At 73.9% G+C, this 22,850-nt stretch carries 18 protein-coding genes; 15 read left to right on the plus strand and 3 right to left on the minus strand.

The features are described 5' to 3' along the window. Positions 1-103: 103 nt before the first annotated feature. From ACZ7C5_RS19440 to ACZ7C5_RS19475, 8 genes are all read left to right on the plus strand, one after another. Positions 104-625, plus strand: coding sequence for a MarR family winged helix-turn-helix transcriptional regulator (locus ACZ7C5_RS19440; protein WP_470323073.1), 522 nt, complete (start codon positions 104-106; stop codon positions 623-625). A gap of 110 nt (positions 626-735) precedes the next feature. Beyond that, positions 736-1,224, plus strand: coding sequence for a hypothetical protein (locus tag ACZ7C5_RS19445; RefSeq protein WP_470323074.1), 489 nt, complete (start codon positions 736-738; stop codon positions 1,222-1,224). After that, on the plus strand, positions 1,221-2,084 hold the full coding sequence (locus tag ACZ7C5_RS19450) for an NmrA family NAD(P)-binding protein (RefSeq protein WP_470323075.1): 864 nt from the start codon (positions 1,221-1,223) through the stop codon (positions 2,082-2,084). The genes ACZ7C5_RS19445 and ACZ7C5_RS19450 overlap by 4 nt, the downstream gene beginning before the upstream one ends. A 400-nt stretch (positions 2,085-2,484) precedes the next feature. Then, complete coding sequence (locus tag ACZ7C5_RS19455; protein WP_470323076.1) at positions 2,485-6,498, plus strand: Pls/PosA family non-ribosomal peptide synthetase; 4,014 nt, start codon at positions 2,485-2,487, stop codon at positions 6,496-6,498. A gap of 47 nt (positions 6,499-6,545) precedes the next feature. Next, a complete protein-coding gene (locus tag ACZ7C5_RS19460) occupies positions 6,546-7,871 on the plus strand; it encodes a M1 family metallopeptidase (protein WP_401086530.1) in 1,326 nt (441 codons plus the stop codon). Positions 7,872-8,037: 166 nt separating this feature from the next. After that, positions 8,038-9,417: a serine hydrolase domain-containing protein gene (locus tag ACZ7C5_RS19465; RefSeq protein ID WP_470323077.1), complete on the plus strand. Its 1,380-nt coding sequence runs from the start codon at positions 8,038-8,040 to the stop codon at positions 9,415-9,417. Positions 9,418-9,799: 382 nt separating this feature from the next. Continuing rightward, a complete protein-coding gene (locus ACZ7C5_RS19470; protein ID WP_401086533.1) occupies positions 9,800-10,633 on the plus strand; it encodes a GNAT family N-acetyltransferase in 834 nt (277 codons plus the stop codon). Then, positions 10,630-11,508 (plus strand): lysophospholipid acyltransferase family protein, encoded by an 879-nt coding sequence (locus ACZ7C5_RS19475; RefSeq protein WP_470323078.1) that lies wholly within the window; start codon positions 10,630-10,632, stop codon positions 11,506-11,508. Before ACZ7C5_RS19470 ends, ACZ7C5_RS19475 begins: the two co-directional genes overlap by 4 nt. Before the next feature lie 163 nt (positions 11,509-11,671). On the opposite strand, the gene ACZ7C5_RS19480 is transcribed toward ACZ7C5_RS19475, so the two are convergent. Beyond that, positions 11,672-13,225 (minus strand): MFS transporter, encoded by a 1,554-nt coding sequence (locus ACZ7C5_RS19480; protein WP_401086538.1) that lies wholly within the window; start codon positions 13,223-13,225, stop codon positions 11,672-11,674. A gap of 133 nt (positions 13,226-13,358) precedes the next feature. Here ACZ7C5_RS19480 and ACZ7C5_RS19485 point away from each other — a divergent pair, with 133 nt between their 5' ends. From ACZ7C5_RS19485 to ACZ7C5_RS19500, 4 genes are all read left to right on the plus strand, one after another. Further along, on the plus strand, positions 13,359-14,057 hold the full coding sequence (locus ACZ7C5_RS19485) for a TetR/AcrR family transcriptional regulator (protein ID WP_401086541.1): 699 nt from the start codon (positions 13,359-13,361) through the stop codon (positions 14,055-14,057). Positions 14,058-14,203: 146 nt separating this feature from the next. Then, a complete protein-coding gene (gene pip, locus ACZ7C5_RS19490; protein ID WP_470323079.1) occupies positions 14,204-15,166 on the plus strand; it encodes a prolyl aminopeptidase in 963 nt (320 codons plus the stop codon). A 97-nt stretch (positions 15,167-15,263) separates the two neighbouring features. After that, a complete protein-coding gene (locus ACZ7C5_RS19495; RefSeq protein WP_401086547.1) occupies positions 15,264-16,262 on the plus strand; it encodes a YdcF family protein in 999 nt (332 codons plus the stop codon). A 254-nt stretch (positions 16,263-16,516) separates the two neighbouring features. Then, on the plus strand, positions 16,517-18,028 hold the full coding sequence (locus tag ACZ7C5_RS19500) for an extracellular catalytic domain type 1 short-chain-length polyhydroxyalkanoate depolymerase (protein ID WP_470323080.1): 1,512 nt from the start codon (positions 16,517-16,519) through the stop codon (positions 18,026-18,028). Between the two features lie 80 nt (positions 18,029-18,108). On the opposite strand, the gene mca is transcribed toward ACZ7C5_RS19500, so the two are convergent. Beyond that, positions 18,109-19,032 (minus strand): mycothiol conjugate amidase Mca, encoded by a 924-nt coding sequence (mca, locus tag ACZ7C5_RS19505; protein ID WP_470323081.1) that lies wholly within the window; start codon positions 19,030-19,032, stop codon positions 18,109-18,111. A gap of 126 nt (positions 19,033-19,158) precedes the next feature. Here mca and ACZ7C5_RS19510 point away from each other — a divergent pair, with 126 nt between their 5' ends. Together ACZ7C5_RS19510 and ACZ7C5_RS19515 are read left to right on the plus strand one after the other, a co-directional pair. Continuing rightward, positions 19,159-19,830 (plus strand): TetR/AcrR family transcriptional regulator, encoded by a 672-nt coding sequence (locus ACZ7C5_RS19510; RefSeq protein ID WP_470323082.1) that lies wholly within the window; start codon positions 19,159-19,161, stop codon positions 19,828-19,830. Between the two features lie 131 nt (positions 19,831-19,961). After that, entirely contained in the window at positions 19,962-20,690 is a 729-nt protein-coding gene (locus ACZ7C5_RS19515; RefSeq protein ID WP_470323119.1) for a hypothetical protein, read from the plus strand. Between the two features lie 513 nt (positions 20,691-21,203). Here ACZ7C5_RS19515 and ACZ7C5_RS19520 read toward each other — a convergent pair. Beyond that, entirely contained in the window at positions 21,204-21,785 is a 582-nt protein-coding gene (locus ACZ7C5_RS19520) for a TetR/AcrR family transcriptional regulator (RefSeq protein ID WP_470323083.1), read from the minus strand. Positions 21,786-21,876: 91 nt separating this feature from the next. Here ACZ7C5_RS19520 and ACZ7C5_RS19525 point away from each other — a divergent pair, with 91 nt between their 5' ends. Then, a complete protein-coding gene (locus ACZ7C5_RS19525) occupies positions 21,877-22,677 on the plus strand; it encodes an SDR family NAD(P)-dependent oxidoreductase (RefSeq protein ID WP_470323084.1) in 801 nt (266 codons plus the stop codon). The last annotated feature ends 173 nt before the right edge of the window (positions 22,678-22,850 follow it).

The raw sequence follows: 22,850 nt of genomic DNA on the forward strand, positions 1-22,850 counted from the left end.
AACGACGAACCAGCCTGACGAACCGGCCTCACGAACCCGCGTGGCGAACCGGCTCGGCGAACCGACTTGACCGGGGATCTGATTAGGCGCCATATTACTTCTCGTGACCCAGCCCCCCGAGACCGGTCCCGTCGCCCCCAGCCTCGACCAGGCCCGCCGCCAGATCGCCCGCTACGGCCTCACGGCCGACCCGCAGGCGATCCTGGTCGCGGCCCGGCTGATGGCGGCGGGCGCCCGGATCGGCCAGGCCGGCGAGGTGCACTTCGGCCGCTTCGGCCTCTCCACCGGCCGGTACCGGCTGCTGGCGGATCTGGAGGACCACGGCGGCGAGAAGTCGCCCTCCCAGCTCGCGGCGAGCCTCGGCGTCTCCCGGGCGACCGTGACCGGCCTGGTCGACGGCCTGGAGCGGGAGGGCCTGGTGGCCCGCCGGCCGTCGACCGAGGACGGCCGCGGCAACGTGGTGCTGCTCACCGCCCGCGGCGCCGACAAGCTGCGCGAACTGGCACCCGAGCACTTCACCCGGATGCAGGCACTGGTCGGAGGGCTCTCCACCGAGGAGCGCGCCACCTTCCTGGACCTGCTGGCCCGGGTGGTCGCGGGCATGGACGCGCTCACCGAGGACTGATCCGCACCCAGGCGGGCTGCCCGAGCAGCCCGCCTCCCTTTCACTCTAATAGTTAGGTACCTAAGCACAAATACTTAGGTACCTAATCAGATACCGCAGGAGAGAACCCCATGAGCAAGAAGGCCCCCGGCGCACCCCCGCCGTTCGTCCTGTGGCGCGAGGTGCTGGTCGCCTACGCCATGCCGGCCGTGACGGCGGGCCTCGGCGGAGCGATCACCCGGCAGCCGCACCTGGTGACCGCGGCACTCACCACCATCGGCGGCACCTCCGCCCTGGTGGCCGCCGCGCTCGGCGCCAGCCTGCGCCGCCGCCCGCCCCGGACCCGACCCGTCCGGACCCCGCGCGCCCTCGCGGCCGCCGTGCTCGGCCTGGCCGCCGCCGCACTGGGCCTGGCCGCCGGACTCGCCGCCGCCCGCTGGCTGCCGCAGATCCCGGCCCTCGCCGACAGCCCGTGGCCTCCCCGGCTGCCGCTCGACCTGGCGCTCTCCTCCGCGATCGCCGCCACTATCACCACCTGGCGCTGGCGCGGCAGCCGCCCGGCCCCCGCGGCTCAGCACCGACTCCCCACCACACCCCAGCCCGAAAGGCAGACCTCATGATCGTCATCATGGGCGCGACCGGCGCCACCGGCGGCGCCACCCTGCGCAGCCTCACCGCCCTCGGCGTGCCCAGCCGCGCCCTCGGCCGCGACCCCGCCCGACTGGCCGCCACCCTCGACGAGCGCACCCTCGCCGGCACCACGCCCCACGCGGCCGACGCCGCCGACCCGGCCTCCCTCCGCGAGGCCTTCCGAGGCGCGCGGCAACTCCTCCTGACCATGGCCAACGGCCCGCACCAGGTCCAGTACGAGCTGAACGCGATCGAGGCGGCCCTCGACTGCGGCGTGGAGCACATCGTCAAGATCTCCGCGCCCGCCGCCGAGCCCGACTCCCACGTCGCCGTCTCCCGCGGCCACCACCTGATCGAGCAGCGCCTGCGGTCCTCCGGCGTCACCACCACCGTCCTGCGACCGTACGCCTTCATGCAGAAGCTGCTGCTCCTGGCGCCCGGCATCGCCGCCGGGGTGATGCACGGCGCGATGGGGCAGGCCCGCTGCAACTACGTGGACGCCCGGGACATCGGGGACGCCGCGGCCGAGGTCCTCACCCGCCCCGGGCCGGCCGGTGGCACCTATCCGCTCACCGGCGGGCGGGCCTACAGCCACCCGGAGCTCACCGCCCTGCTGGGCGAGCTGCTCGGCCGGCCGGTCCGCTACCTCGACCTGAGCCCGTCCGAGCTGCACGCCCACCTGGTCGGCCGGGCCGGGATGCCGCACTGGCTGGCCGCCCACGTGGTGGAGATCCAGCAGCTCGCGGTGGTCCGCGAGGAGGCGCCGGACGACACCTTCCACCGCCTCACCGGGCGCGCTCCACGTACGCTGGAGGCGTTCCTCGGCGAGCACCTGCACCTGTTCGGCTGACCGCCGGACGCCGTGGCGGGCCGGGCCGGGACCGGCCGGACCGGCCCGGGAATCCCCGCGAACACCGGGGAAGGCCCGACTCGCCACCCGGAGGGAGCAGTATTCATGTGGTGTGGATCACGGTCGGAAATTCGACCTGACGGTCCGTCAATTCGACTGATGCCCCGTCACATCCATGGCAACCGGCCCCAGTTATTGCCTGACGTGACGTCAGATTCGGCCGTTCCGGCGCCAGTTGGGCGGTGCTTCCGCTCCTTCCGGGCCGCCACTGCGGGGCTACCATCGGTCGGGTTGTCCGCTCCGGCCCCGGAGTGGGGTCACCCGATCAGGCGGTGTTCCCACCGCCCCAGGGGCCGGGCATCGGTCGGAACGGGGCGAGGACGAGGAGCGCACGGCTGCCATGACAGCTGAACCGAGCCACCCGGAGCAGTACGCCACGCCACATCCGGCCGCCGCACCGCCACCGGCCACGCCCCCGCGGGAGCCCGCGCAGGAGCCCGCGCAGGTCGAGCTGGCGAAGGCCGCCCGGCCCGAGCCCATCCCGGCAGAGCCCGCCCGGCCCGAGCCCGCCCGGCCGGGCCCGGCCCGCGCCGTGTTCCCCGGCCGCCCGGCCGCCGCCCCGCGCACCCTGGTCGACGTGCTGGACGCCACCGTGGCCGCCCACCCCGACGAGCCCGCCCTGGACGACGGCCACACCGTGCTCAGCTACCGCGCGCTGGCCGCCGAGGTCGAGCAGCTGCGCCGCCGCCTGTCCGCCGCGGGCATCGGCCCCGGCGACCGGGTCGGCGTGCGCGTGCCCTCCGGCACCAACGACCTGTACGTCTCGATCCTCGCCGTGCTCGCCGCCGGCGCCGCCTATGTCCCGGTCGACGCCGAGGACCCCGACGAGCGCGCCGAACTGGTCTTCGGCGAGGCCGCCGTCGCCGCCGTGCTCGGCGCCGAGCGCGGCCTGACGGCCGCCGCGGAGCGCGCGCCCGCCCTGGAGCGCCGCCCCACCCCGGCCGACGACGCCTGGATCATCTTCACCTCCGGGTCGACCGGCAAGCCCAAGGGCGTGGCCGTCACCCACCACAACGCCGCCGCCTTCGTGGACGCCGAGGCCGCGCTCTTCCTCCAGGAGGAGCCGATCGGCCCCGGTGACCGGGTGATGGCCGGCCTCTCGGTGGCGTTCGACGCCTCCTGCGAGGAGATGTGGCTGGCCTGGCGGCACGGCGCCTGCCTGGTGCCGGTCCCGCGCTCCCAGGTGCGCAGCGGGGCCGACCTCGGCCCGTGGCTGGCCGAGCAGGAGATCACCGTGGTCTCCACCGTCCCGACCCTGGCCGCGCTGTGGCCGGCCGAGGCGCTCAACGAGGTGCGGCTGCTGATCTTCGGCGGCGAGGCCTGCCCGCCCGAGCTGGTGCAGCGCCTGGTCACCGAGGGCCGCGAGGTGTGGAACACCTACGGCCCCACCGAGGCCACCGTGGTCGCCTGCGCGGCCCTGCTGACCGGCGAGGGCCCGGTGCGGATCGGCCTGCCGCTGGACGGCTGGGACCTCGTCGTGGTGGACGAGGCCGGCGAGCCGGTCGCCCCCGGCGGCACCGGCCAGCTGGTGATCGGCGGAGTGGGCCTGGCCCGCTACCTCGACCCGGAGAAGGACGCCGAGAAGTACGCGCCGCTGCCCTCGATGGGCTGGGAGCGCGCCTACCGCAGCGGCGACCTGGTCCAGGCGGACGCGGCCGGCCTGCTGTTCCTCGGCCGCACCGACGAGCAGATCAAGCTGGGCGGCCGCCGGATCGAACTCGGCGAGGTCGACGCGGCCCTCCAGGCGCTGCCCGGTGTGGCGGGCGCGGCGGCCGCCGTGCGGACCGCCCGCGGCGGCAACCAGCTGCTGGTCGGCTACCTGGTGGTCCAGGACGGCTTCGACCGCGAGCAGGCCGTCGAGCGGCTGCGCGCCGAGCTGCCCGCCGCCCTCGTCCCGCTGCTGGCGACCGTCGAGACCCTGCCCACCAGGACCTCGGGCAAGGTCGACCGCAACGCGCTGCCCTGGCCGCTGCCCGAGCTGGAGACCGCGGGCCCGAGCGAGCAGCTGTACGGCACCGAGGCGTGGCTGGCCGAGCAGTGGGCGGAGATCCTCGGCGTCCGGGTCAGCGGCCCGCGCGACGACTTCTTCGCGGTCGGCGGCGGCAGCCTCGCCGCCGCGCGGCTGACCACCCTGCTGCGCACCCGCTACCCGAGCGCGGCCGTGCTGGACATCTACCAGCACCCGACGCTGCGCAAGCTCGCCCGGCACCTGGAGCGCGGCGCCGGCGAGAGCACCGAGGCCAGGACGATCGCCCTGGTGCCGACCAGGGCCAAGCTGCTCCAGCTGCTCCTGCTGATCCCGCTGTTCACCGTGGTCGGCCTGCGCTGGACGGTCGCCCTGCTGGCCGCCGGGAACCTGCTCACCCACCTCGGCGACTACCCGTGGGCGCCCACCGCGTCCTGGTGGTGGGTCGCCGCGGGCGCGCTCGCCCTGTACACCCCGGCGGGCCGGCTGGCGATCGCGGCCGGCGGCGCCCGGCTGCTGCTGCGCGGCCTGCGCCCGGGCAGCCACCCGCGCGGCGGCTCCGTCCACCTGCGGCTGTGGACCGCCGAGCGGCTCGCCGAGCTGAGCGGCGCGGACTCGCTGTCCGGCGCCTGGCTGGTGCGCTACGCCCGGGCGCTGGGCGCCAAGGTCGCGCCCGACGTGGACCTGCACTCGCTGCCGCCGGTCACCGGGATGCTGAAGCTGGGCCGCGGCTGCGCGGTCGAGGCCGAGGTGGACCTGTGCGGCTACTGGCTGGACGGCGACCGGCTGCTGATCGGCCAGGTCAAGATCGGCTCCGGTGCCGTGGTCGGCACCCGCTCGACGCTGCTGCCCGGCGCCCGGGTCGGCAAGCGCGCCCAGGTGGCGGCCGGCTCCAGCGTCGTCGGCCAGGTGCCGACCGGCCAGCGCTGGGGCGGCGCCCCCGCCGTCAAGCTGGGCCGTGCCGAGCGCGTCTGGCCCAAGGAGCGCCCGGAGCGCCAGGCCCGCTGGGCCGCGCTGTACGGCGCCAGCGGCGGCATCCTCGGCCTGCTCCCGGTGCCGCCCGCGCTCGCCGCGCTCGCCGTGCTGTCCCGGTTCGTCGACCAGGGCGCAGCCCTCGGCCCGGCGCTCGGCGGCGCGCTGCTCGGTCTGCTGCCGGCGACGCTGGCGTTCGGTGCGGTGTACGCGGCGCAGCTGGTGGTGCTGGTGCGGCTGCTGAGCGTCGGCCTGGTGCCCGGCACCCACCCGCTGCACGGCCGGGTGGGCTGGCAGGCGTGGACCGTCACCCAGCTGATGGACCGGGCCCGCGAGGTGCTGTTCCCGCTCTACGCCGGACTGGTCACGCCGCTGTGGCTGCGCGCCCTCGGGATGCGGGTCGGCCGGGGCGCGGAGGTGTCCACGGTGCTGGCGCTGCCCAGCCTGACCACGGTCGGCGACGGCGCGTTCCTGGCCGACGACACCCTGATGGCCCCGTACGAGCTGGGCGGCGGCTGGGTGCGGCTCGGTGAGGCGAAGGTCGGCGAGCGGGCGTTCCTGGGGAACTCGGGGATGACCGCGCCGGGCCGCTCGGTACCCAAGCGCGGCCTGGTGGGTGTGCTGTCGGCGACGCCGGCGAAGGCGAAGAAGGGCGGCTCGTACCTGGGCATGCCGCCGATGCGGCTGCCGCGTTCGGCGGACCAGGCCGACCAGAGCCTGACCTACGAGCCGCCGGCCCGGCTGCTGTGGGCGCGCGGGCTGGTCGAGGTGGGCCGGCTGGTGCCGGTGCTGGCCTCGGCGGCGCTGGGCCTGCTGACCGTGGCGGCGATGTCCTGGCTGGCGGCCGGTTCACCGCTGACCGCCGCCCTGCTGTCCGGCCTGGTGCTGCTGGCGGCCGGCGCCGTGGCCTGCCTGGTCTCGGTGGCGGCGAAGTGGCTGCTGGTCGGCCGGTTCCGGGCGGTGGAGCACCCGCTGTGGAGCGGCTTCGTGTGGCGCAACGAGCTGGCGGACACCTTCGTGGAGATGCTGGCGGTGCCGTGGCTGGTCGGCGCGGTGCCCGGCACCCCGGTGCTGAACCTGTGGCTGCGCTCGCTCGGCGCGCACGTCGGGCACGGGGTCTGGTGCGAGAGCTACTGGCTGCCGGAGGCCGACCTGGTCACCCTCGGCGACGGGGTCACCATCAACCGGGGCTGTGTGGTGCAGACGCACCTCTTCCACGACCGGATCATGCGGATGGATACTGTGGTCCTCCGCGAGGGCGCCACCCTGGGCCCGGGCGGCATCGTGCTGCCCGGCAGCACGGTGGGCGCGCGCAGCACGCTGGGCCCGGCCTCGCTGGTGATGCGCGCCGAGTCCGTCCCCGACGACACGCGGTGGCTGGGCAACCCGATCGAGGCGTGGCAGACCACGTCGTGACCACCTCCCCGACCCCCCGTCCCGGCCCGCAGGAAGTGCACGTCCCCGTGAAGTCCAAGCACGCCCCCGTGACCGCCGGCGCCCCTGACCCGTACTTCCCGGACAGCGGCGACCACCGCTACCGGGTCCACCGCTACGAGCTGGCGCTGGACTACCGGCCCGGGCCCAACCGGCTGGCCGGCTCGGCCCGGCTGAGCGCGGTGGCGGACGCGGCGCTGGCGGAGTTCGCGCTCGACCTGGCCGAGTTCCGGATCGGGCGGGTGCTGGTCGACGGCCGGGCCGCCCGCTACACCCACCGCGGCGGCAAGCTGCGGATCCGCCCGGCCAGGGCGCTGGCGCCGGGCGCGGCGTTCACCGTCGAGGTGCACTACACCGGCAACCCGCGCCCGGTGCGCAGCCCGTGGGGCGGTCTGGGCTGGGAGGAGCTGACCGAGGGCGCGCTGGTGGCGAGCCAGCCGGTCGGCGCGCCGTCCTGGTTCCCGTGCAACGACCGGCCCGCCGACAAGGCGACCTACCAGCTGGCGGTCACCACGCCGTCCCCGTTCACCGTGGTCGCGAGCGGCCGGCTGCTGACCCGCACCACCAGGGCGTCCAGCACCACCTGGGTGTACGAGCAGAGCGCGCCGACCCCGACGTACCTGGTGACGGTGTCGATCGGGCACTACCGGCCGGTGCCGCTGGCGGTGCGCCCGGCCGTGCCGCAGACCGGGTACGTGCCGGAGCCGCTGGCCGCCGCGTTCGCCCGGGACTTCGCCCGGCAGCCGGAGATGGCGGCGTACTTCGGCGAGGTCTTCGGCCCCTACCCGTTCGGCGAGTACGCGGTGGTGGTCGCGGACGAGGAGCTGGACGTCCCGGTGGAGGCGCAGGGCGTCGCCACCTTCGGCACCAACCACCTCGGCGGCGGCTGGGAGCGCGAGCGGCTGATCGCGCACGAGCTGGCCCACCAGTGGTTCGGCAACAGCGTCACGATCGCCGACTGGCGGCACATCTGGCTCAACGAGGGCTTCGCCAAGTACGCGGAGTGGCTCTGGTCCGAGCACTCCGGCGGCCCGGGCGCCGCCGTGCACGCCGCCGCCGCGCACCGGCTGCTGGCCGGGCTGCCGCAGGACCTGCGGCTCGGCGACCCGGGCCGGAAGCTGATGTTCGACGACCGGCTGTACCAGCGTGGCGGGCTCGTGGTGCACGCGCTGCGGCGGGCGCTCGGTGACGACGCGTTCTTCGCGATGCTGCGGGACTGGACGAGCGCCAACCGGCACGGGGTGGTCGCCACCGCCGACCTGCGCGCGCACGCCGCCCGGTACGCCACGACCCCGCTCGGCCCGCTCTTCGAGGCGTGGCTGGAGCGGCCGGAGCTGCCGCCGCTGGCGGGCTGAGCGTTCCGCCCCGCCCGGACCCGGGTGTCCGGTCGGCCCCGGAGCCGGGTGTCGGGTCGGCTCCGGGGCCGGGTGTCGGGTCGATTCCGGGGCCCGGTTATTCACTCGGGCCCGGGGCCGGGCTGGGCTACTGTCCGTAGACATGTCGACGAGTCCGCAAGCCCACATGACCGACCTTCCCAACGAGCTGCTGCCCGCCACCCGCCGAGCCCTGCTGCACCGGCTCGCCGTCGCCCAGGCCGAGGGCCGCACGCCCTCGATGGCCGCCGGGGTGCTGCGCGACGGCCAGCCGGTGTGGAGCGGCGCCCGCAGCATGGTCGACGGGCACGCGCCGACCCCGGACGTCCAGTACCGGATCGGTTCGCTCACCAAGACCTTCGTCGCGGTGCTGGTGCTGCGGCTGCGCGACGAGGGCTTGCTGGACCTCGCCGACCCGCTCTCCCGCCACCTGCCCGGCACCCCGGCCGACGACGCGACCGTCGCCCAACTGCTCTCGCACTCCGCCGGTCTGGCCGCCGAGACCCCGGCGCCTTGGTGGGAGCGGACCGAGGGCACCCTGCGGCCCGCCCTCGACGACCTCCTGGAGGCCGGGCAGCCGCCGGTGCATCCGGCCGGGCGGGTGCACCACTACTCCAACCCCGGCTACGCGCTGCTCGGCGCGCTGGTGGCGAAGCTGCGCGGCGAGCCCTGGGGCGAGGTGCTGCGCCGCGAGGTGCTGGCCCCGCTCGGCATGGACCGCACCACGCTGCTGCCCGAGCACCCGCACGCCGGGGGCTTCGCCGTCCACCCGTGGGCCGACGTGCTGCTGCCCGAGCCGCTCACCGACACCGGTCTGATGGGCCCGGCCGGCCAACTCTGGTCCACCGTCGCCGACCTGGCCAGCTGGGCGGCCTTCCTGGCGGCCGGCGACGACAAGGTGCTGTCCGCCGACACCATCGCCGAGATGCGCCGCCCGGCCGTCGCCCCGGACGACGCCGAGTGGACCACCGGCTACGGACTCGGTCTGCAACTGCGCCGCCACGAGGGCCGGTTGCTGTACGGGCACACCGGCTCGATGCCCGGCTTCACGGCGGGCCTGTGGATCAGCGAGGCCGACGGCCTGGCCGCGTACGCGCTCTCCAACGTCACCAGCGGCGCCAGCGCCGCGACGCTGGCCGCCCAGTTGATCGCGCTCACCGCCGAGCACGAGCCCCGGCTGCCCGAACCGTGGCGCCCGGCGGCCGAGGCGGACCCGGAGCTGCTGGAGCTCACCGGCCCCTGGTACTGGGGCGCCGCGCCGACCGCCCTGCGGCTGCGGCCCGGACGGGTCCTGGAGTTCACCCCGCTCACCGGTGCGGGCCGGGGCTCGCGCTTCCGTCCCGAGCCGGACGGCACCTGGACCGGTACGGAGAACTACTACGAGGGCGAGACCCTGCGAGTGGTCCGCCACCCCGACGGCACGGTCAGCCACCTCGACGTCGGCTCCTTCGTCTACACCCGTGAGCCGTACGGCCCGGCCGGCGCCGTCCCCGGCGGGGTCGACCCGGAGGGCTGGCGGGCCTTCTGAGCCGCGCGTCCCGACGAGTCGGTCATCCCCATGAGTCGGTCATCCCCATGAGTCGGTCATCCCCATGAGTGGGCCGCTCCCATGAGTGGGCCGCCCCGACCGTGACGGCCCGGGGGCGTGCGGCGCAGCCCGTACGCCCCCTCGATGCGTCTTGTCCACCCCCGGCACACGAGCGCCTGATGCCCGGCAGATGACCGACGGACCACGGGTGGTCCCATTCAACAGGTGCACATCTGCGCTCCCCCGGGCCGCAACATGAATGCCAACCGACTCGGAGAGACATACGGGGACCGGTTCGCGTCCATTCCCAACCGCCTGCGAACCGGGACGGTGCCCTGGTGATCCACGGCACCGCCGATCGTGCTGCCCTGGAGGGTCCGCCATGACCACCGTCCCCACGTACGCTCCGTCCGCAGTCGCCCCCACCCACGACATCCCGGCGGTCCCCGCGCCTCGCCCCCGGCCCGTCGCCCCGGCCGCCTACACCGTCTCCCTCGCCCGCGACGAGGACGACGTGCGTGCCGCCCAGCGGCTGCGCCACCAGGTCTTCGGCGCCGAGATGGGCGCCGTACTGCACAGCCCGGTCGCCGGCCTGGACGTCGACCCCTTCGACGAGTACTGCGACCACCTGCTGGTCCGCGAGGGCGAGCACGGCGCCGTGATCGGCACCTACCGGCTGCTGCGGCCCGAGGCCGCCCGCCGGGCCGGCCGGCTGTACTCCGACGGCGAGTTCGACCTCTCCGCGCTGGCCCCGGTCCGCCCCGGCCTGGTCGAGCTCGGACGCTCCTGCATCCACCCGGACCACCGCGGCAACGGCGCCGTCATCAACCTGATGTGGGGCGGCATCGCGCGCTACCTCGCCGACACCGGCAACACCTGGGTCGGCGGCTGCTGCTCGATCGGGCTGGAGGACGGCGGCGCGACCGCGGCGCGGGTCTGGGACTCCGTCAGCGCCAAGCACCTCGCGCCGGCGGAGTTCCGGGTCACCCCGCGCAACCGCTGGGACGCCACCGGGGTGCCGCGCGCCGAGCGGGGCGCGCTGCCGGCCCTGCTCCGCGGCTACCTGCGACTGGGCGCCTGGGTCTGCGGCGAACCCGCCCACGACCCGGACTTCGACTGCGCCGACCTGTACGTGCTGCTGTCGCTGGAGCGCACCGACCCGCGCTACCTGCGGCACTTCCTGTCCGGCGTACCCGCCACGGGCGCCTCGTCATGAGTGTCTGGCTGCCCACGGCGACCTGCCGGCCCGAGGTCTGCCTGGCCGAGGCCGCGCCGGAGGTCTCCCACCCCCGGCGGGCGCTGCGGCTGACGGCCTGCCTGGTGGTGGTGCTGGCCGGCCTGGCGCTCAGCCTTCCGGTCCGGCTGTTCCCGTACCGCTCCAGGAACGGGCTGATCCGGCTCTGGGCGCGGGTACTGCTGCACACCCTCGGGGTGACCGTCCACCTCGCCGGGCCTCCCGGCGACGGCATGGACGGCCGGGCGGGCGACGGCATGGACGGCCGGGCGGGCGACGGTGCGGACGGCCGGGCGGGCGGCCGCGGGGTGCTCGTGGTGGCCAACCACGTGTCCTGGCTGGACATACCGCTGCTCGCCGTCGGCCGTCCCGGCCGGTCGCTGGCCAAGACCGAGGTCCGGCAGTGGCCGGTACTCGGCCCGCTGGTCGCCTGGGGCGGCACCGTCTTCCTGGACCGCGACCGGCTGCGGACGCTGCCGGACACGGTGGCGGCGGTGGCCCGGGTGCTGCGCGCCGGGTACCCGGTGATCGTCTTTCCGGAGGGGTCGACCTGGTGCGGGCGGGAGAGCGGCCGCTTCCGGCCCGCACTGTTCCAGGCCGCGGTGGAGGCGGAAGCCGACGTCCAGCCGGTGACCATCCGCTACCGGCTGGCGGACGGGCGGCCGACCAGCGTCCCCGCCTTCATCGGGGACGACGGGCTGCTCACCTCGCTCGCCAGGGTGGTCGCGGCGCGCGGGCTGGTCGCCGACGTGACCTTCCTGCCGCCGATCCCGCCGCCGGCCCCGCAGCCCACCCGGGCCGGTGCCCGGCGCGAACTGGCCCGTGCGGCGCAGGCGGCGGTCGAGGGCATCCACTGACGAGCCACCGGTGAGCGTGCGGCACGGGCCACCGGTGCGGCGACGGCCCGACGGCCGATCCGACGGCCGGCCCGATGGTCAGTCCGATGACCGGCCTGGCGATCGGTCCGGTGATCGGTCGAACGGTCGGTCAGGCGGAGCGGGCCCCGGCCGGCTCCGCCGGTCACCGACGGACGGCCTGCTGCGGGGCGACCGGGCGTGCGACCTCCGACGGGGCGACCGGACGGGCCCGGCCGAGCAGGACGGCGACCAGGCCGGCGGTGCCCGCGAGCGCGACCGCCCCGCAGCGCACCGCGAGGTGGATGCCGTCGACGAAGGCGCCGTCCACCGCCGCCTGGAGCGGTCCCGGGAGTGCCGTGGCCGCGCCACCGTGCGCCGCCCCGGTGGGCGCGTCCGCGATCGGGCCGACCGCGTCCGGCGGTACGCCGAGCCGGTGCAGGGCGGCTGTCAGGGAGTCGGTCAGCCGGCCGGTCAGGACGGCGCCCAGTACGGCGATCCCGAGCACACCTCCGAGTTCGCGCAGGGTGTTGACGGCCGCCGAGGCCATCCCGGTCCGGGTCGGGGAGACCCGCTGCATCACCCCGATCGACACCGGCGTGAACGTCAGCCCCATGCCGAGGCCCATCGCGAACAGCGTCCAGAGGTACTCGGGGTAGCGGGCGTGGTCGCCGTACAGCGACAGCCCGCCGAGGCCGGCAGCGCAGAGGAGGAGGCCGAGCACCAGCGGCAGCCTGGGACCGTGGCGGGCGGTCAGCCGGCCGGAGAGCGGCGCGGCGACCACCAGCATCGCGGTCATCGGCAGTCCGGCGTAGCCCGCGGCGGCCGGGGACCAGCCGAGGGTGCCCTGCATCATCAGCGGCAGGAAGAACAGCGCGCCGAACATCCCGAAGCTGACCATGAACCCGCTGAGCAGTGCGCCGCCCAGCATCCCGTCGCGAAACAGCCGAAGCTCCAGCATCGGCTCGGCCAGGCGCAGTTCGAGCATCACGAAGGCGAGCAGCAGCACGCCGGCCGCGGCGCCGCAGCCGAGCACCCGGGGGTCGGTCCAGCCCCGGGACGGGCCTTCGACCAGCGCGTAGACCAGCAGGCCCAGTCCGGGGGCGGACAGGGCGAGGCCGCCGAGGTCGATCCGGCGGGCGCGCGGCGGGATGTCCGGGAGCACCCGGAACGCGAGCAGCAGTCCGGCGGCACCGATCGGCACGTTGATCCAGAACACGCTGGCCCAGCCGAGGTGTTCGACCATCGGACCGCCGACCACGGGGCCGATCGAGAGGCCGAGCGCGGAGACCCCGGACCAGGTGGCGATGGCCTTGGCCCGCTCGCCCTCGTCGGTGAAGACGTGCCGCAGCAGGGCGAGGCTGCCCGGAGTGAGCAGCGCCGCACCGACGCCCTGGAGCATCCGGGCACCGACCAGCACGCCGATCGTCCCGGCGAGCGCGGCCACCGTGGAGCCGACCGTGAACAGGGCGAGCCCGAGGCGGAACACCCGGGTGCGGCCGTACCGGTCGCCGAGCGCGCCGCCGGTCAGCACGAAGGCGGCGTAGACCAGGCTGTAGCCCTCGGCGACCCATTGCAGGCCGCTGATTCCGGCGTCCAGCTCCTGGCCGATGCGGGGGAGGGCGTTGTTGACGATGACGTTGTCCAGCATGGACATGAACATGGCGATGCAGAGCGTGAGCAGCGCGAGCCGTCGGCGGCGGGCGTTCGATTCGCCCATGGTTTCCCTCCCGGTCGTGAGCCCCTAACACCGTTAGGGGCCGTGCGGCAGCCAGAGTGCACCTAACGGTGTTAGATTGCAAGCGGAAACCAAGCGGGAATCCCCCCACACCGCCGGAGGCGTCCGCACAGCCATGCCGCAGAACCACACCGGCACGCCCGGGAACGACGACGCGACACCCGCCCTGACCAGGGAGGCCCTCGCCCAGGCCGCACTGCGGGTACTGGAACGGGACGGCCTCGCCGGACTGTCCATGCGCAAGGTCGCCGCCGAGGTCGGCGTCAAGGCGGCCTCGCTGTACTGGCACGTCCGCAACAAGCAGGAGCTGCTCGACCTGCTCACCGACGCGGTGATGGGCTCCGCCGAGCCCCCGCCGCGCGAGGGCGGCTGGCGCGAGCAGTTCCACGCGTACTGCCTGCGCTACCGCCGACTGCTGCTCGACAACCGGGACGCCGCCAAGGTCGTCGCCGGCCGCCTCGCCCCCGGGCCCAACCTGCTCGGGCTGATGGAGGATCAGCTGGACCGGCTCCGCGCGGCCGGCTTCTCCGATGCCGACGCCGCCATGGCCAGCTACCTGCTGGGCGCCTTCGTCCAGGGCTTCGTGCTCCAGGAGCAGTCGCCGATCTCGGCCTCCGAGGTGCTCGGCACCAGCCGCCGGGACATCGCCGACGCCGCCGGAGACCTGTTCCGCGCCCTGCCCGTCGAGACCTTCCCCAACCTCGTCGACCTGGCCGACGACCTCACCGAGCCGGACATGGACGCCCGTTTCGAGTTCGGCGTGCACCGGATCCTCGACGGCCTCGCGGCCCTGCTGCCGCCCGAGCGGCGCTGACCGGACTCCCCGGCGCCGGCCGCCCGACCCCGGCCGCCCGGCCCGCGGGAGGGCTCCGGCCGCTGCCGCCTGCGGGCCGAACCCCCGGCCCCGGCCGCGGGGTAGGCTCACCGGGCCCTGCCCGTACGACCACGGAGGAGTCACCGATGCCCGAGCCGTACCCCCTCTACGAACCCTACGCACAGGGCCTGTTGGACGTCGGCGACGGGCAGCTGATCCACTGGAACGCCTCCGGCAACCCGGCGGGCAAGCCGGCCGTGGTGGTGCACGGCGGGCCCGGCTCCGGCCACAACCCGGCCTCCCGGCGGTACTTCGACCCGGCGCGCTACCACCTCGTCCAGTTCGACCAGCGCGGCTGCGGGCTCAGCCGCCCGCCGGCCGCCGACCCGTCGACCGGCCTGGAGCACAACACGACCGCGCACCTGATCGCGGACATGGAGCGGCTGCGCGAGCACCTCGGCATCGACAAGTGGCTGCTGTACGGCGGCTCGTGGGGATCCACGCTGATCCTCGCGTACGCACAGGCCCACCCGGAACGGGTCTCCGAGATCGTGATCTGCGGGGTCACCATGACCCGGCCCGAGGAGACCGACTGGCTCTACCGGGGCGTGGGCCGCTTCCTGCCCGGGCCCTGGGAGGAGTTCCGGGACTTCCTCCCGGCCGCCGACCGGGACGGGGACACCTTCGAACTGCTCGCCGCCTACAGCCGGCTGCTCAACAGCGCCGACGACTCGGTCAGGTACGCCGCCGCCCAGGCCTGGGCCACCTGGGAGGACGCGGTCATCTCGCACGAGACGCTGGGCAAGCCCAACGCGTACACCGACCGCCCCTCCGAGGCGCTGATGACCTTCACCCGGATCACCGCACACTACTTCTCGCACCGGGCCTTCCTGCCGGACGGTCAGCTGCTGCGCGACGCCGGGCGGCTGGCCGGCATCCCCGGTGAGCTGATCCACGGCCGACTGGACCTCGGCGGACCGGTCCACACCGCCTGGCAGCTGGCCAAGGCCTGGCCGGACGCCCGCCTGACGGTCATCGACGAGTCCGGGCACACCGGGAGCCCGCGGATGGGCGACGCAGTCCTGGCCGCGATCGAACGCTTCGCCTGAGTTCCGTCGGAGTGCCGCCTGAGCGGCGCCGGGCCCCGAGAGCGGCTGCTCCATTCGTACGAATGGTCCAGACCGAGGAAGGCCTACCATACGACCCATGATCGCCTATGCCCCAGCCGCCCTGTTCTTCCTGTTGTTCGGAGTCGGGGTACTGCGCGACCGCCGCCAGTTCAGCAACGCCGTCCTGCTCGGCATCGCCGTCTCCCTCCTCTCCCTCGCCCTGCTCGCCGAACTCCGCAAGGCACCCAGCATGGTGGTCATGATCGTGGCGGCGGTCATCGTCCTCCTCCCCGCCGTCGGCACGGCGGCCCTGGTCTGGTTCCTGCTCGCCAACGGCCTGACCATGATCCGCAAGGAGGGCAGGCGGCCCGCCAACCTGCTGTCGCTGCTCGCCGGGCTGGGCATCCTCGGGGTCATCGCACTGCTGGTCGCCGCCATCGCCTTCCAGTCAAGGCAGTTGGCCGCCCTGGCGGGCACCGCGGTCCTGGTCGTCGGCTACGTCTCCTTCCTGTTCACCTGTTTCGTCGGCTACGCCTTCCTGTACGGCCGCCACCGGCCGCGCCGGGACGTGGACTTCGTGGTCGTGCTCGGCTCCGGACTCATCGGCGGCGAGCGCGTTCCGCCGCTGCTGGCCAGCCGGCTGAACCGGGGCCGCGAGGTGTACGAGCGGCAGGCCGCACGCGGCAACCCGCCGGTACTGATCACCTCGGGCGGCCAGGGGCCGGACGAGAAGCTGCCGGAGTCCCACGCGATGGCCGACTACCTGGTCGAACGCGGCTTCCCGACGGAGCACATCGAGCGGGAGGACCGCTCGCGCACGACCGAGGAGAACCTCCTCTTCAGCAAGGCCATCATGGAACAGACCAAGCCGGGCTACCGATGCGTCGTGGTCACCAACAACTTCCACGCCTTCCGGGCCGCACTGCTCGCCCGGGAGACCGGTGTCAACGGACACGTCTTCGGCTCGCCCACCGCCCGTTACTACTGGCCGAGCGCCATCATCCGCGAGTTCGCCGCGATCTTCCTGTCGCACAAGCTGGTCAACTTCGGGATCTGCGGCTTCATCGCCCTCTGCGGAGTGCTCGCGGCCCTCTGAACCACCCCAGGAGTCCCCGGGCGGGCCCCGGTCGCCACCGCGGCCGGGGCCCGCCCGTATCCGGTGCACGGTGCGACGACCGGTCAGGCCACCGGTCAGGCCACCGGGCGGGGCGGCAGGGCGGCTCAGGACGTATGGCGGCCCGCGCCATGCCGGGACGGCGGACCTCGGATGACCACCACATGGCCGCGCGGCACCGGGCGGGCCACGCTGCACGGGAACGGCCCCCACTCCTCCCCCACCCAGGAGTCCCCATGCCACTGCGCCCCGCCGTCGCGGCGCTGCTCACGGCCGCCGCCCTCGCGGTCGGCACCGCCACCGCCGCACCCGGCTCGGCCGCCGCCTCCCCCACGGCGACCTCGGCGTCCGCGTCCACACCGACGAACGTTGCCGCCGTCGCCGCCGACCCCACGACCGGGAGCTTCCGCCAGGTCACCGGGTTCGGCACCAATCCGGGCAACCTCGCGATGTACACGTACACCCCCGCCGGACTGCCCAGCGGCGCTCCCCTGGTGGTCGCACTGCACGGCTGCGTCCAGAGCGCCACCGACTACTACCGCAACTCCGGCTGGACCAAGTTCGCCGACCAGTACGGCTTCGCGGTGGTGTTCCCGCAGACCAGCAGCGCCAACAACAGCCTCTCCTGCTTCAGTTGGTTCGACACGAACAAGGCCTCCAGGGGCGTCGGCGAGGCCGAGTCGGTGGTCGAGATGGTGACCAAGGCCGAGTCCCTGTACGGCTCGGACGCCCGCCGGGTGTTCGTCACCGGGCTCTCCGCCGGTGGCGGGATGGCCGCCGACCTGCTGGCCGACTACCCCGACGTGTTCGCCGGCGGGGCGATCGACTCCGGCCTGCCCGCCCACTGCGCCACCACCCAGGCCGCCGCCTCCAGCTGCCAGAACTCCGACCAGGGGCTCACCCCGGCGCAGTGGGGCGCCAAGGTCCGGTCCGCGTACCCGGGTTACACCGGGCCGTGGCCCAAGGTCGCGATCTGGCAGGGCAGTGCCGACACCGTGGTCAGGCCGGTGAACGCGACCGAGCTGCGCGACCAGTGGACGAACGTCCAGGGCATCGGGCGTCAGCCGACCGGCACCCGGAGTCTTCCCGGGGGCACCACGCAGGAGTTCTACACCGACGCGGCCGGACAGCCGGTCGTGACCGTGTTCACGATCAGCGGGATGGGCCACGGCCTGGCCGTCCACCCGGGCTCCGGAGCCGACCAGTGCGGGGTGACCGGCGCCTACTTTCTCGACACCGTCTGCTCCAGCTACCACACCGCCCGGTTCTGGGGACTGGACGGCGGCTCCGGCCCCACCGATCCCGGGCTGCCGGCTCCGACCGGACTGACCGCGACCGCGACCACCCCGGGCTCGATCAGCCTCGGTTGGCAGGCCGTCAGCGGCGCGGCCTCGTACCAGGTCCTCCGCGACGGCGCCCAGGTCGGCAGCCCGACCGGCACGGCCTTCACCGACACCGGACTCGCCGCCGGCACCGCCTACGGCTACACCGTGGCGGCGGTCGACGCGTCGGGTGCCGTCGGCTCCCGGTCGGCCGCGGTGACGGCGACCACCCAGGGCGGCGGTACGCCCCAGTGCTTCACCGCCGGCAACTACGACCAGGTCCTGGCCGGCCGCGCCACCCGGAGCGGCGGCCTGACCTACGCGCTCGGGTCCGGCCAGAGCATGGGGCTCTGGAACACCTTCGTCACCCACACCCTGAAGCAGACCGGCCCCGGCTACTACGTACTCGCCGACGGCCAGTGCTGAACGGACGGCAGCCGAGACGGCGCCGAGCAGCACGGCGAGAACCCGTGCCGCCACCCCTGCCGTGATGCCTGCCGTGATGGTCATCCCGCCCCCACCTCCGCCCGGAGCCCGGCGAACAGGTCGGTCTCGGCCCCACCGGCCTCCGTCGGCCCATCGGCGTCGGTCGGCCCACCGGCCCCTGACACCGAGGTCCGGGCCAGGTGGTAGTCCTCGGTCGGCCAGACCTCGCGCTCGATGTCCCGCGGGTGGGCCATGAAGGCCACGCCCGGCTGGACCTGGCTGGCGTGCGCCAGCATCGCCGCGTCCCGTACGGCGAACTGCTCGGCGCAGGCCACCCGGGTGGTGGTGGCCAGGGCGGGCGGGGTGTCGGGCCAGCCGGCGAGCAGCTCCCCCATCCCCGAAGGGACACCCCGTTCCGTCATGGCCTCGTGCAGGGCCAGGAACCAGGCCCGGGACAGCGCCTGGTGGTAGTAGAGCTTGGACACCTGCCAGGGCTCGCCCAGCCCCGGATGGCGCTCCGGGTCCGCGGCGGCCTCGAAGGCCGCCACGGTGACCCGGTGGGTCATCACGTGATCAGGGTGGGGGTAGCCGCCCGTCTCGTCGTAGGTCACCACCACCTGCGGGCGGAACTCCCGGATCAGCGCGACCAGCGGCTCCGCCGCGGCCTCCACCGGCCGGGCGGCGAAACAGCCATCGGGGAGCGGTTCGTTCAGCCCTGGCATCCCGGAGTCGACGAAGCCGAGGAACCGCTGGCGCACACCGAGGATCTCCCGGGCGGCCGCCATCTCCTCGCGCCGGACCCGGGCGATGTCGGCCCGGACCTCGGGCCGGTCCATGGCCGGGTTGAGCACCGAGCCGCGCTCGCCGCCGGTACAGGTGGCGACCAGGACGTCGACGCCCTCGGCCGCGTACCGGGCAAGGGTCGCCGCGCCCTTGCTGGACTCGTCGTCGGGGTGGGCGTGCACGCTGAGCAGGCGCAGGCCACCGGAGTGACTGGTGAACACGGATACCTCCCGCGGTGGGTGATCGGGTGACGGAACTGCGGTCACGGAGAAACTTAGGACGGACCAACAGATTGGGTCAAGCATAATTACTGTGCCCGACCCATCGAACTGCGCTACGCTCCTGCCATGACCGACACCGGGACCACCGCGAACCCGACTCCGCCCCCGACGCCGAACCTGCGCGAGCTCAACAAACGCCGCACCCGTGAGGCGATCTCGCGCACCGCGACCAGGCTCTTCATCGAGCAGGGCTTCGACCGGACCACCATCGCCGAGGTCGCGGCCGCCGCGGGCGTCGCCAAGATGACCGTCACCAACCACTTCCCGCGCAAGGAGGACCTCTTCTTCGACCTCTACGAGGAGCTCGTCGACCGGCTCGCCGGGACGGTCGCCGGGCGCGCGCCGGGCGAGTCCGCACTGGCCGCACTGCGCCGCGACTGCCTCGCCGGGATCGACGGGCACGACGCCAGGCTCGGCTTCGCCGGACCGGCCTTCGCCCGCACCGTCTTCGACAGCCCCGCCCTGGCCGCCCGGCTCCGCGAGCTGCACGAGCAGGGCGAGACGGCACTCGCCGAGGCGCTGGCCGAGGCGGTGCGCGAGATACCCGTCGGCTTCGAGTGCCGGGTCGCCGCCGCACTGCTCGCCGCCGTCGACCGGGCGGTGTTCGCCGAGGTGTTCCGCCGCACCCTGGCCGGCGAGGAGCACGCCGCGATCGCCGCCGCGGTGCGCCCCTCGGCGGTGCAGGCCTACGACCGCCTGGAGGGCGCCCTGGGAAACTTCGCCGTCCGGGCGTCCTAGAACAAGCCCCCCATGCCGTACCCCGCACCGCAACACCAGCACACCGCCGGCCTCGGTACTGGTGGGCTCGCGTATTCAACCGTCGCGAGTTGACCCACCTCACTCCGGCCCTGCTACTGAGCGTGACGGCCATGGGGGGAGAGATCCTGGGTGTCAGAGGCATCCGGTTGTATGAGTACGTGACTGTCTATGACATAGCTCACCGGCTCCCTTCCATCGCTGACCTGCGGAACCTGTGCCGCTCGCTGGCGATGCTCGATGCGATCTTGAGCCCGGACTGGGAAGGCCGGTACCACTCCTTCAAGGCCGCCTGGGCCGACGGCGAGGAGATGGCGTCGATGCGCAATGGGACGGGGGACGAGTACTCCATCGTGTTCTCGGTGGCCGGCGCCTATATCCGTGGCTTCGACCACGAAGCACCGATGAGTCCCTGTGACAACGATGGCGAGCCCTGGCCGGGAGTGATCGACGAGGTTCCGGAGGTCTTCAAGCCCTTCGTCGAGGAGCCGGCGTTCACCGACGAGGACGACGTCCCCGTCGTGACGGCCTGCCTCTGGCGGGAGGCGACGGATGATGGGTGGCGGCACGGCGTGATCGACTTCCCCGCCGGGTGTTCCGACCCCGACGGGACGACGGGCCTGTTCGGGCTCCTGGTAGACCGCTCACCGGAAGCATTCCAGCGCTTCGCCGAGGACTACTACGAGGTTCCTGCGGACCTGGAAGCGGTCCGCGATGTATATGCCTTGCGACCGCTGAGCCAGAAGCTCGTGTCATCGCTGAACCCGGAGGTCACCCTCGCAGACCTGGCCGAGGACATCGCCGAGATCGGTTACCCGCAGCCGGTCCAGGATGTGATCTGAGCTTCAACCGCCGGTGAGTTGGTGGGGAGCCCAGCCGGATGGCGACCGGAGGCGGTCGCCTGGGACGTATCGGCTCCAGGTTCCGCCGGCCCTGGTGACGAGACGGGTGGTGGTCCTGTCGTGGTAGCCGAGGGCCCGGGCGATCACGGGCGCGGGGGCTTGGAGGACCAGTTCGCGGATTGCTGAGGCTCTGCCTCCCTGGACGGGAACTCCGGCGGCTCGGATCTGGTCGAGCAGGCTGGTCTGGTTCATTGGAAGCCCGGGCTGCCGACAGGGGGAAAGCCAGGGCTAACTGCGGTTGCTGGCGCGGGCACAGGACATGGTCGATGGTGCGGCGGGCGAGCGCCCAGTGCCCGGGGTCCGGGTGGTGTCAGGGCCGGACAACGGTACTCCTCAAGTCACATCCTGCTCTGCGGGACGCGGCACGCTGACCACGTTGATCGGGCAGCGGCCGGCGAAGATGCCGGACGCCGCCCTTCTGTGAGCGACGCGATCGCGGCGCCGCGATCACTTTCAGCCGTCGATGAGCCGCTGGACGGAGTCGCCGTAGTGCGCGACCAGCGCCGTCCGGTCGGCGGAGACGAGCACCTCGTCCTCCACCACGTGCAGGGAGGTGAGCAGCCCGCCGATCTGGGCGGCGACCAGGTGGGCGCGCAGTCCGGCGTCCTCGCCGGCGAGGCGGGGGGCGAGCGGATCGGCGAAGGCCCGCTCGATCGTGGTCCGCAGGCTGCGCTGGACCTCGGCACGGTCGGAGGCCCGGAACAGGGCGGCGAGGGAGGCGACGGCCAGCGAGCCCGCGGTCGAGGAGGACAGGTCCACCACGTGGGCGACCAGTGCCCGGCCCATGCCGTCCAGCGGGCCCTGGAGGATCCTGACGGCCGGCAGGTCGACGCTCATCGCCTCGACGAAGAGCCGCTCCTTTGATCCGAAGTACCGGATCACCAGTGCGGCGTCCACTCCGGCCCGCGCGGCGACCGCGCGGATGCCCACGGCGCCGAAGCCGTCCCGGTTGAACAGCTCCCGTGCCGCGTCGTGGATGGCCTGTCTGGTCAGGGCCGAGGACCGGCGCGGTCGAGGGGTTGGTGGCTCGCTCACGCCGGGTTCTCCTTCACTCGTCGAAGAAGTCATCATAGATGACTTACTCTTGTCATCATTGATGACAAACGGCTCGACAAGGAGTGGAACCATGGACCGACTCAAGGACAAGACCGCGCTGATCACCGGCGCCGGCAGTGGGATCGGCCGCGCCGCGGCCGAGCTGATGAGCCGCGAGGGGGCCGCCGTGGTGGTCGCCGACCACCACCCGGCCGCCGCTGAGGAGACCGCGCGTCTGGTGGAGGCGGCCGGCGGCCTTGCCCTGCCGGTGACCGTCGACGTCACCGACGAAGCCTCGACGGCTGCCGCCGTCGCGGCCGCCGTGCGTGAGTTCGGCGGACTGGACGTGCTCTGCAACCACGTGGGCGGCAGCGACCCCCGCAAGGACCTCGACCTGCTCCGGCTCGACCTTGACGAGTTCGACCGCGCCGTCGCCCTCAACATGCGCAGCACCCTGCTCGGCACCCGGCACGCGCTGCCGCACCTCATCGCGGCGGGCGGCGGGTCGATCATCAACACCGCCTCGGTGGCCGGCCTGGTCGGCGACGTCGTCCAGATCTCCTACGGAGCCGTGAAGGCCGCCGTCGTCAACCTCACCAAGTCGATCGCCGTGCAGTACGGCCCGCAGGGCGTGCGCTGCAACGCGGTGGCCCCCGGGGCCGTCATGACGCCCGCCCTGCGGGACAACCTGCCCGCCGAGGTCGTCGAGTCGCTCCTGGCCTGCAACGCCCTGCCGTACCTGGGCTCCCCCGAGGACATCGGCCACGCGATGGTGTTCCTGGCCTCCGACGAGTCGCGTTACCTGACCGGGCAACTCCTGGTGATCGACGGCGGGATGACCGTGCAGTCCCCCGCCGCGCCCGGCCGGCGTGCCATGCTCCCGGCCGCCTGAGCCCCGCCCGGCGCGTCCGTCGGCCGGGGACGGGCTGCGGGCGGCGGGCGGGCGGCGTGAGCCCCGCCCGTGGCGGCGATCCCGCCGATGTTCTCGTCGATGGGCAGGGGGGTGAGCCAGTGGCTCTTCACCCGCCCGGTGGCCGGGTCCAGGAGCCGCACCAGGCCGGCGTG

This window comes from Kitasatospora sp. NPDC036993 (assembly GCF_055607525.1).

Excerpts from the sequence above, each read along its gene's own strand:
- ACZ7C5_RS19445 (WP_470323074.1), top strand. The coding sequence starts at position 736 with ATGAGCAAGAAGGCCCCCGGCGCACCCCCGCCGTTCGTCCTGTGGCGC.
- ACZ7C5_RS19450 (WP_470323075.1), top strand. The coding sequence starts at position 1,221 with ATGATCGTCATCATGGGCGCGACCGGCGCCACCGGCGGCGCCACCCTG.
- ACZ7C5_RS19455 (WP_470323076.1), top strand. The coding sequence starts at position 2,485 with ATGACAGCTGAACCGAGCCACCCGGAGCAGTACGCCACGCCACATCCG.
- ACZ7C5_RS19465 (WP_470323077.1), top strand. The coding sequence starts at position 8,038 with ATGACCGACCTTCCCAACGAGCTGCTGCCCGCCACCCGCCGAGCCCTG.
- ACZ7C5_RS19470 (WP_401086533.1), top strand. The coding sequence starts at position 9,800 with ATGACCACCGTCCCCACGTACGCTCCGTCCGCAGTCGCCCCCACCCAC.
- ACZ7C5_RS19475 (WP_470323078.1), top strand. The coding sequence starts at position 10,630 with ATGAGTGTCTGGCTGCCCACGGCGACCTGCCGGCCCGAGGTCTGCCTG.
- ACZ7C5_RS19480 (WP_401086538.1), bottom strand. The coding sequence starts at position 13,225 with ATGGGCGAATCGAACGCCCGCCGCCGACGGCTCGCGCTGCTCACGCTC.
- ACZ7C5_RS19485 (WP_401086541.1), top strand. The coding sequence starts at position 13,359 with ATGCCGCAGAACCACACCGGCACGCCCGGGAACGACGACGCGACACCC.
- pip (WP_470323079.1), top strand. The coding sequence starts at position 14,204 with ATGCCCGAGCCGTACCCCCTCTACGAACCCTACGCACAGGGCCTGTTG.
- ACZ7C5_RS19495 (WP_401086547.1), top strand. The coding sequence starts at position 15,264 with ATGATCGCCTATGCCCCAGCCGCCCTGTTCTTCCTGTTGTTCGGAGTC.
- ACZ7C5_RS19500 (WP_470323080.1), top strand. The coding sequence starts at position 16,517 with ATGCCACTGCGCCCCGCCGTCGCGGCGCTGCTCACGGCCGCCGCCCTC.
- ACZ7C5_RS19510 (WP_470323082.1), top strand. The coding sequence starts at position 19,159 with ATGACCGACACCGGGACCACCGCGAACCCGACTCCGCCCCCGACGCCG.
- ACZ7C5_RS19515 (WP_470323119.1), top strand. The coding sequence starts at position 19,962 with ATGGGGGGAGAGATCCTGGGTGTCAGAGGCATCCGGTTGTATGAGTAC.
- ACZ7C5_RS19525 (WP_470323084.1), top strand. The coding sequence starts at position 21,877 with ATGGACCGACTCAAGGACAAGACCGCGCTGATCACCGGCGCCGGCAGT.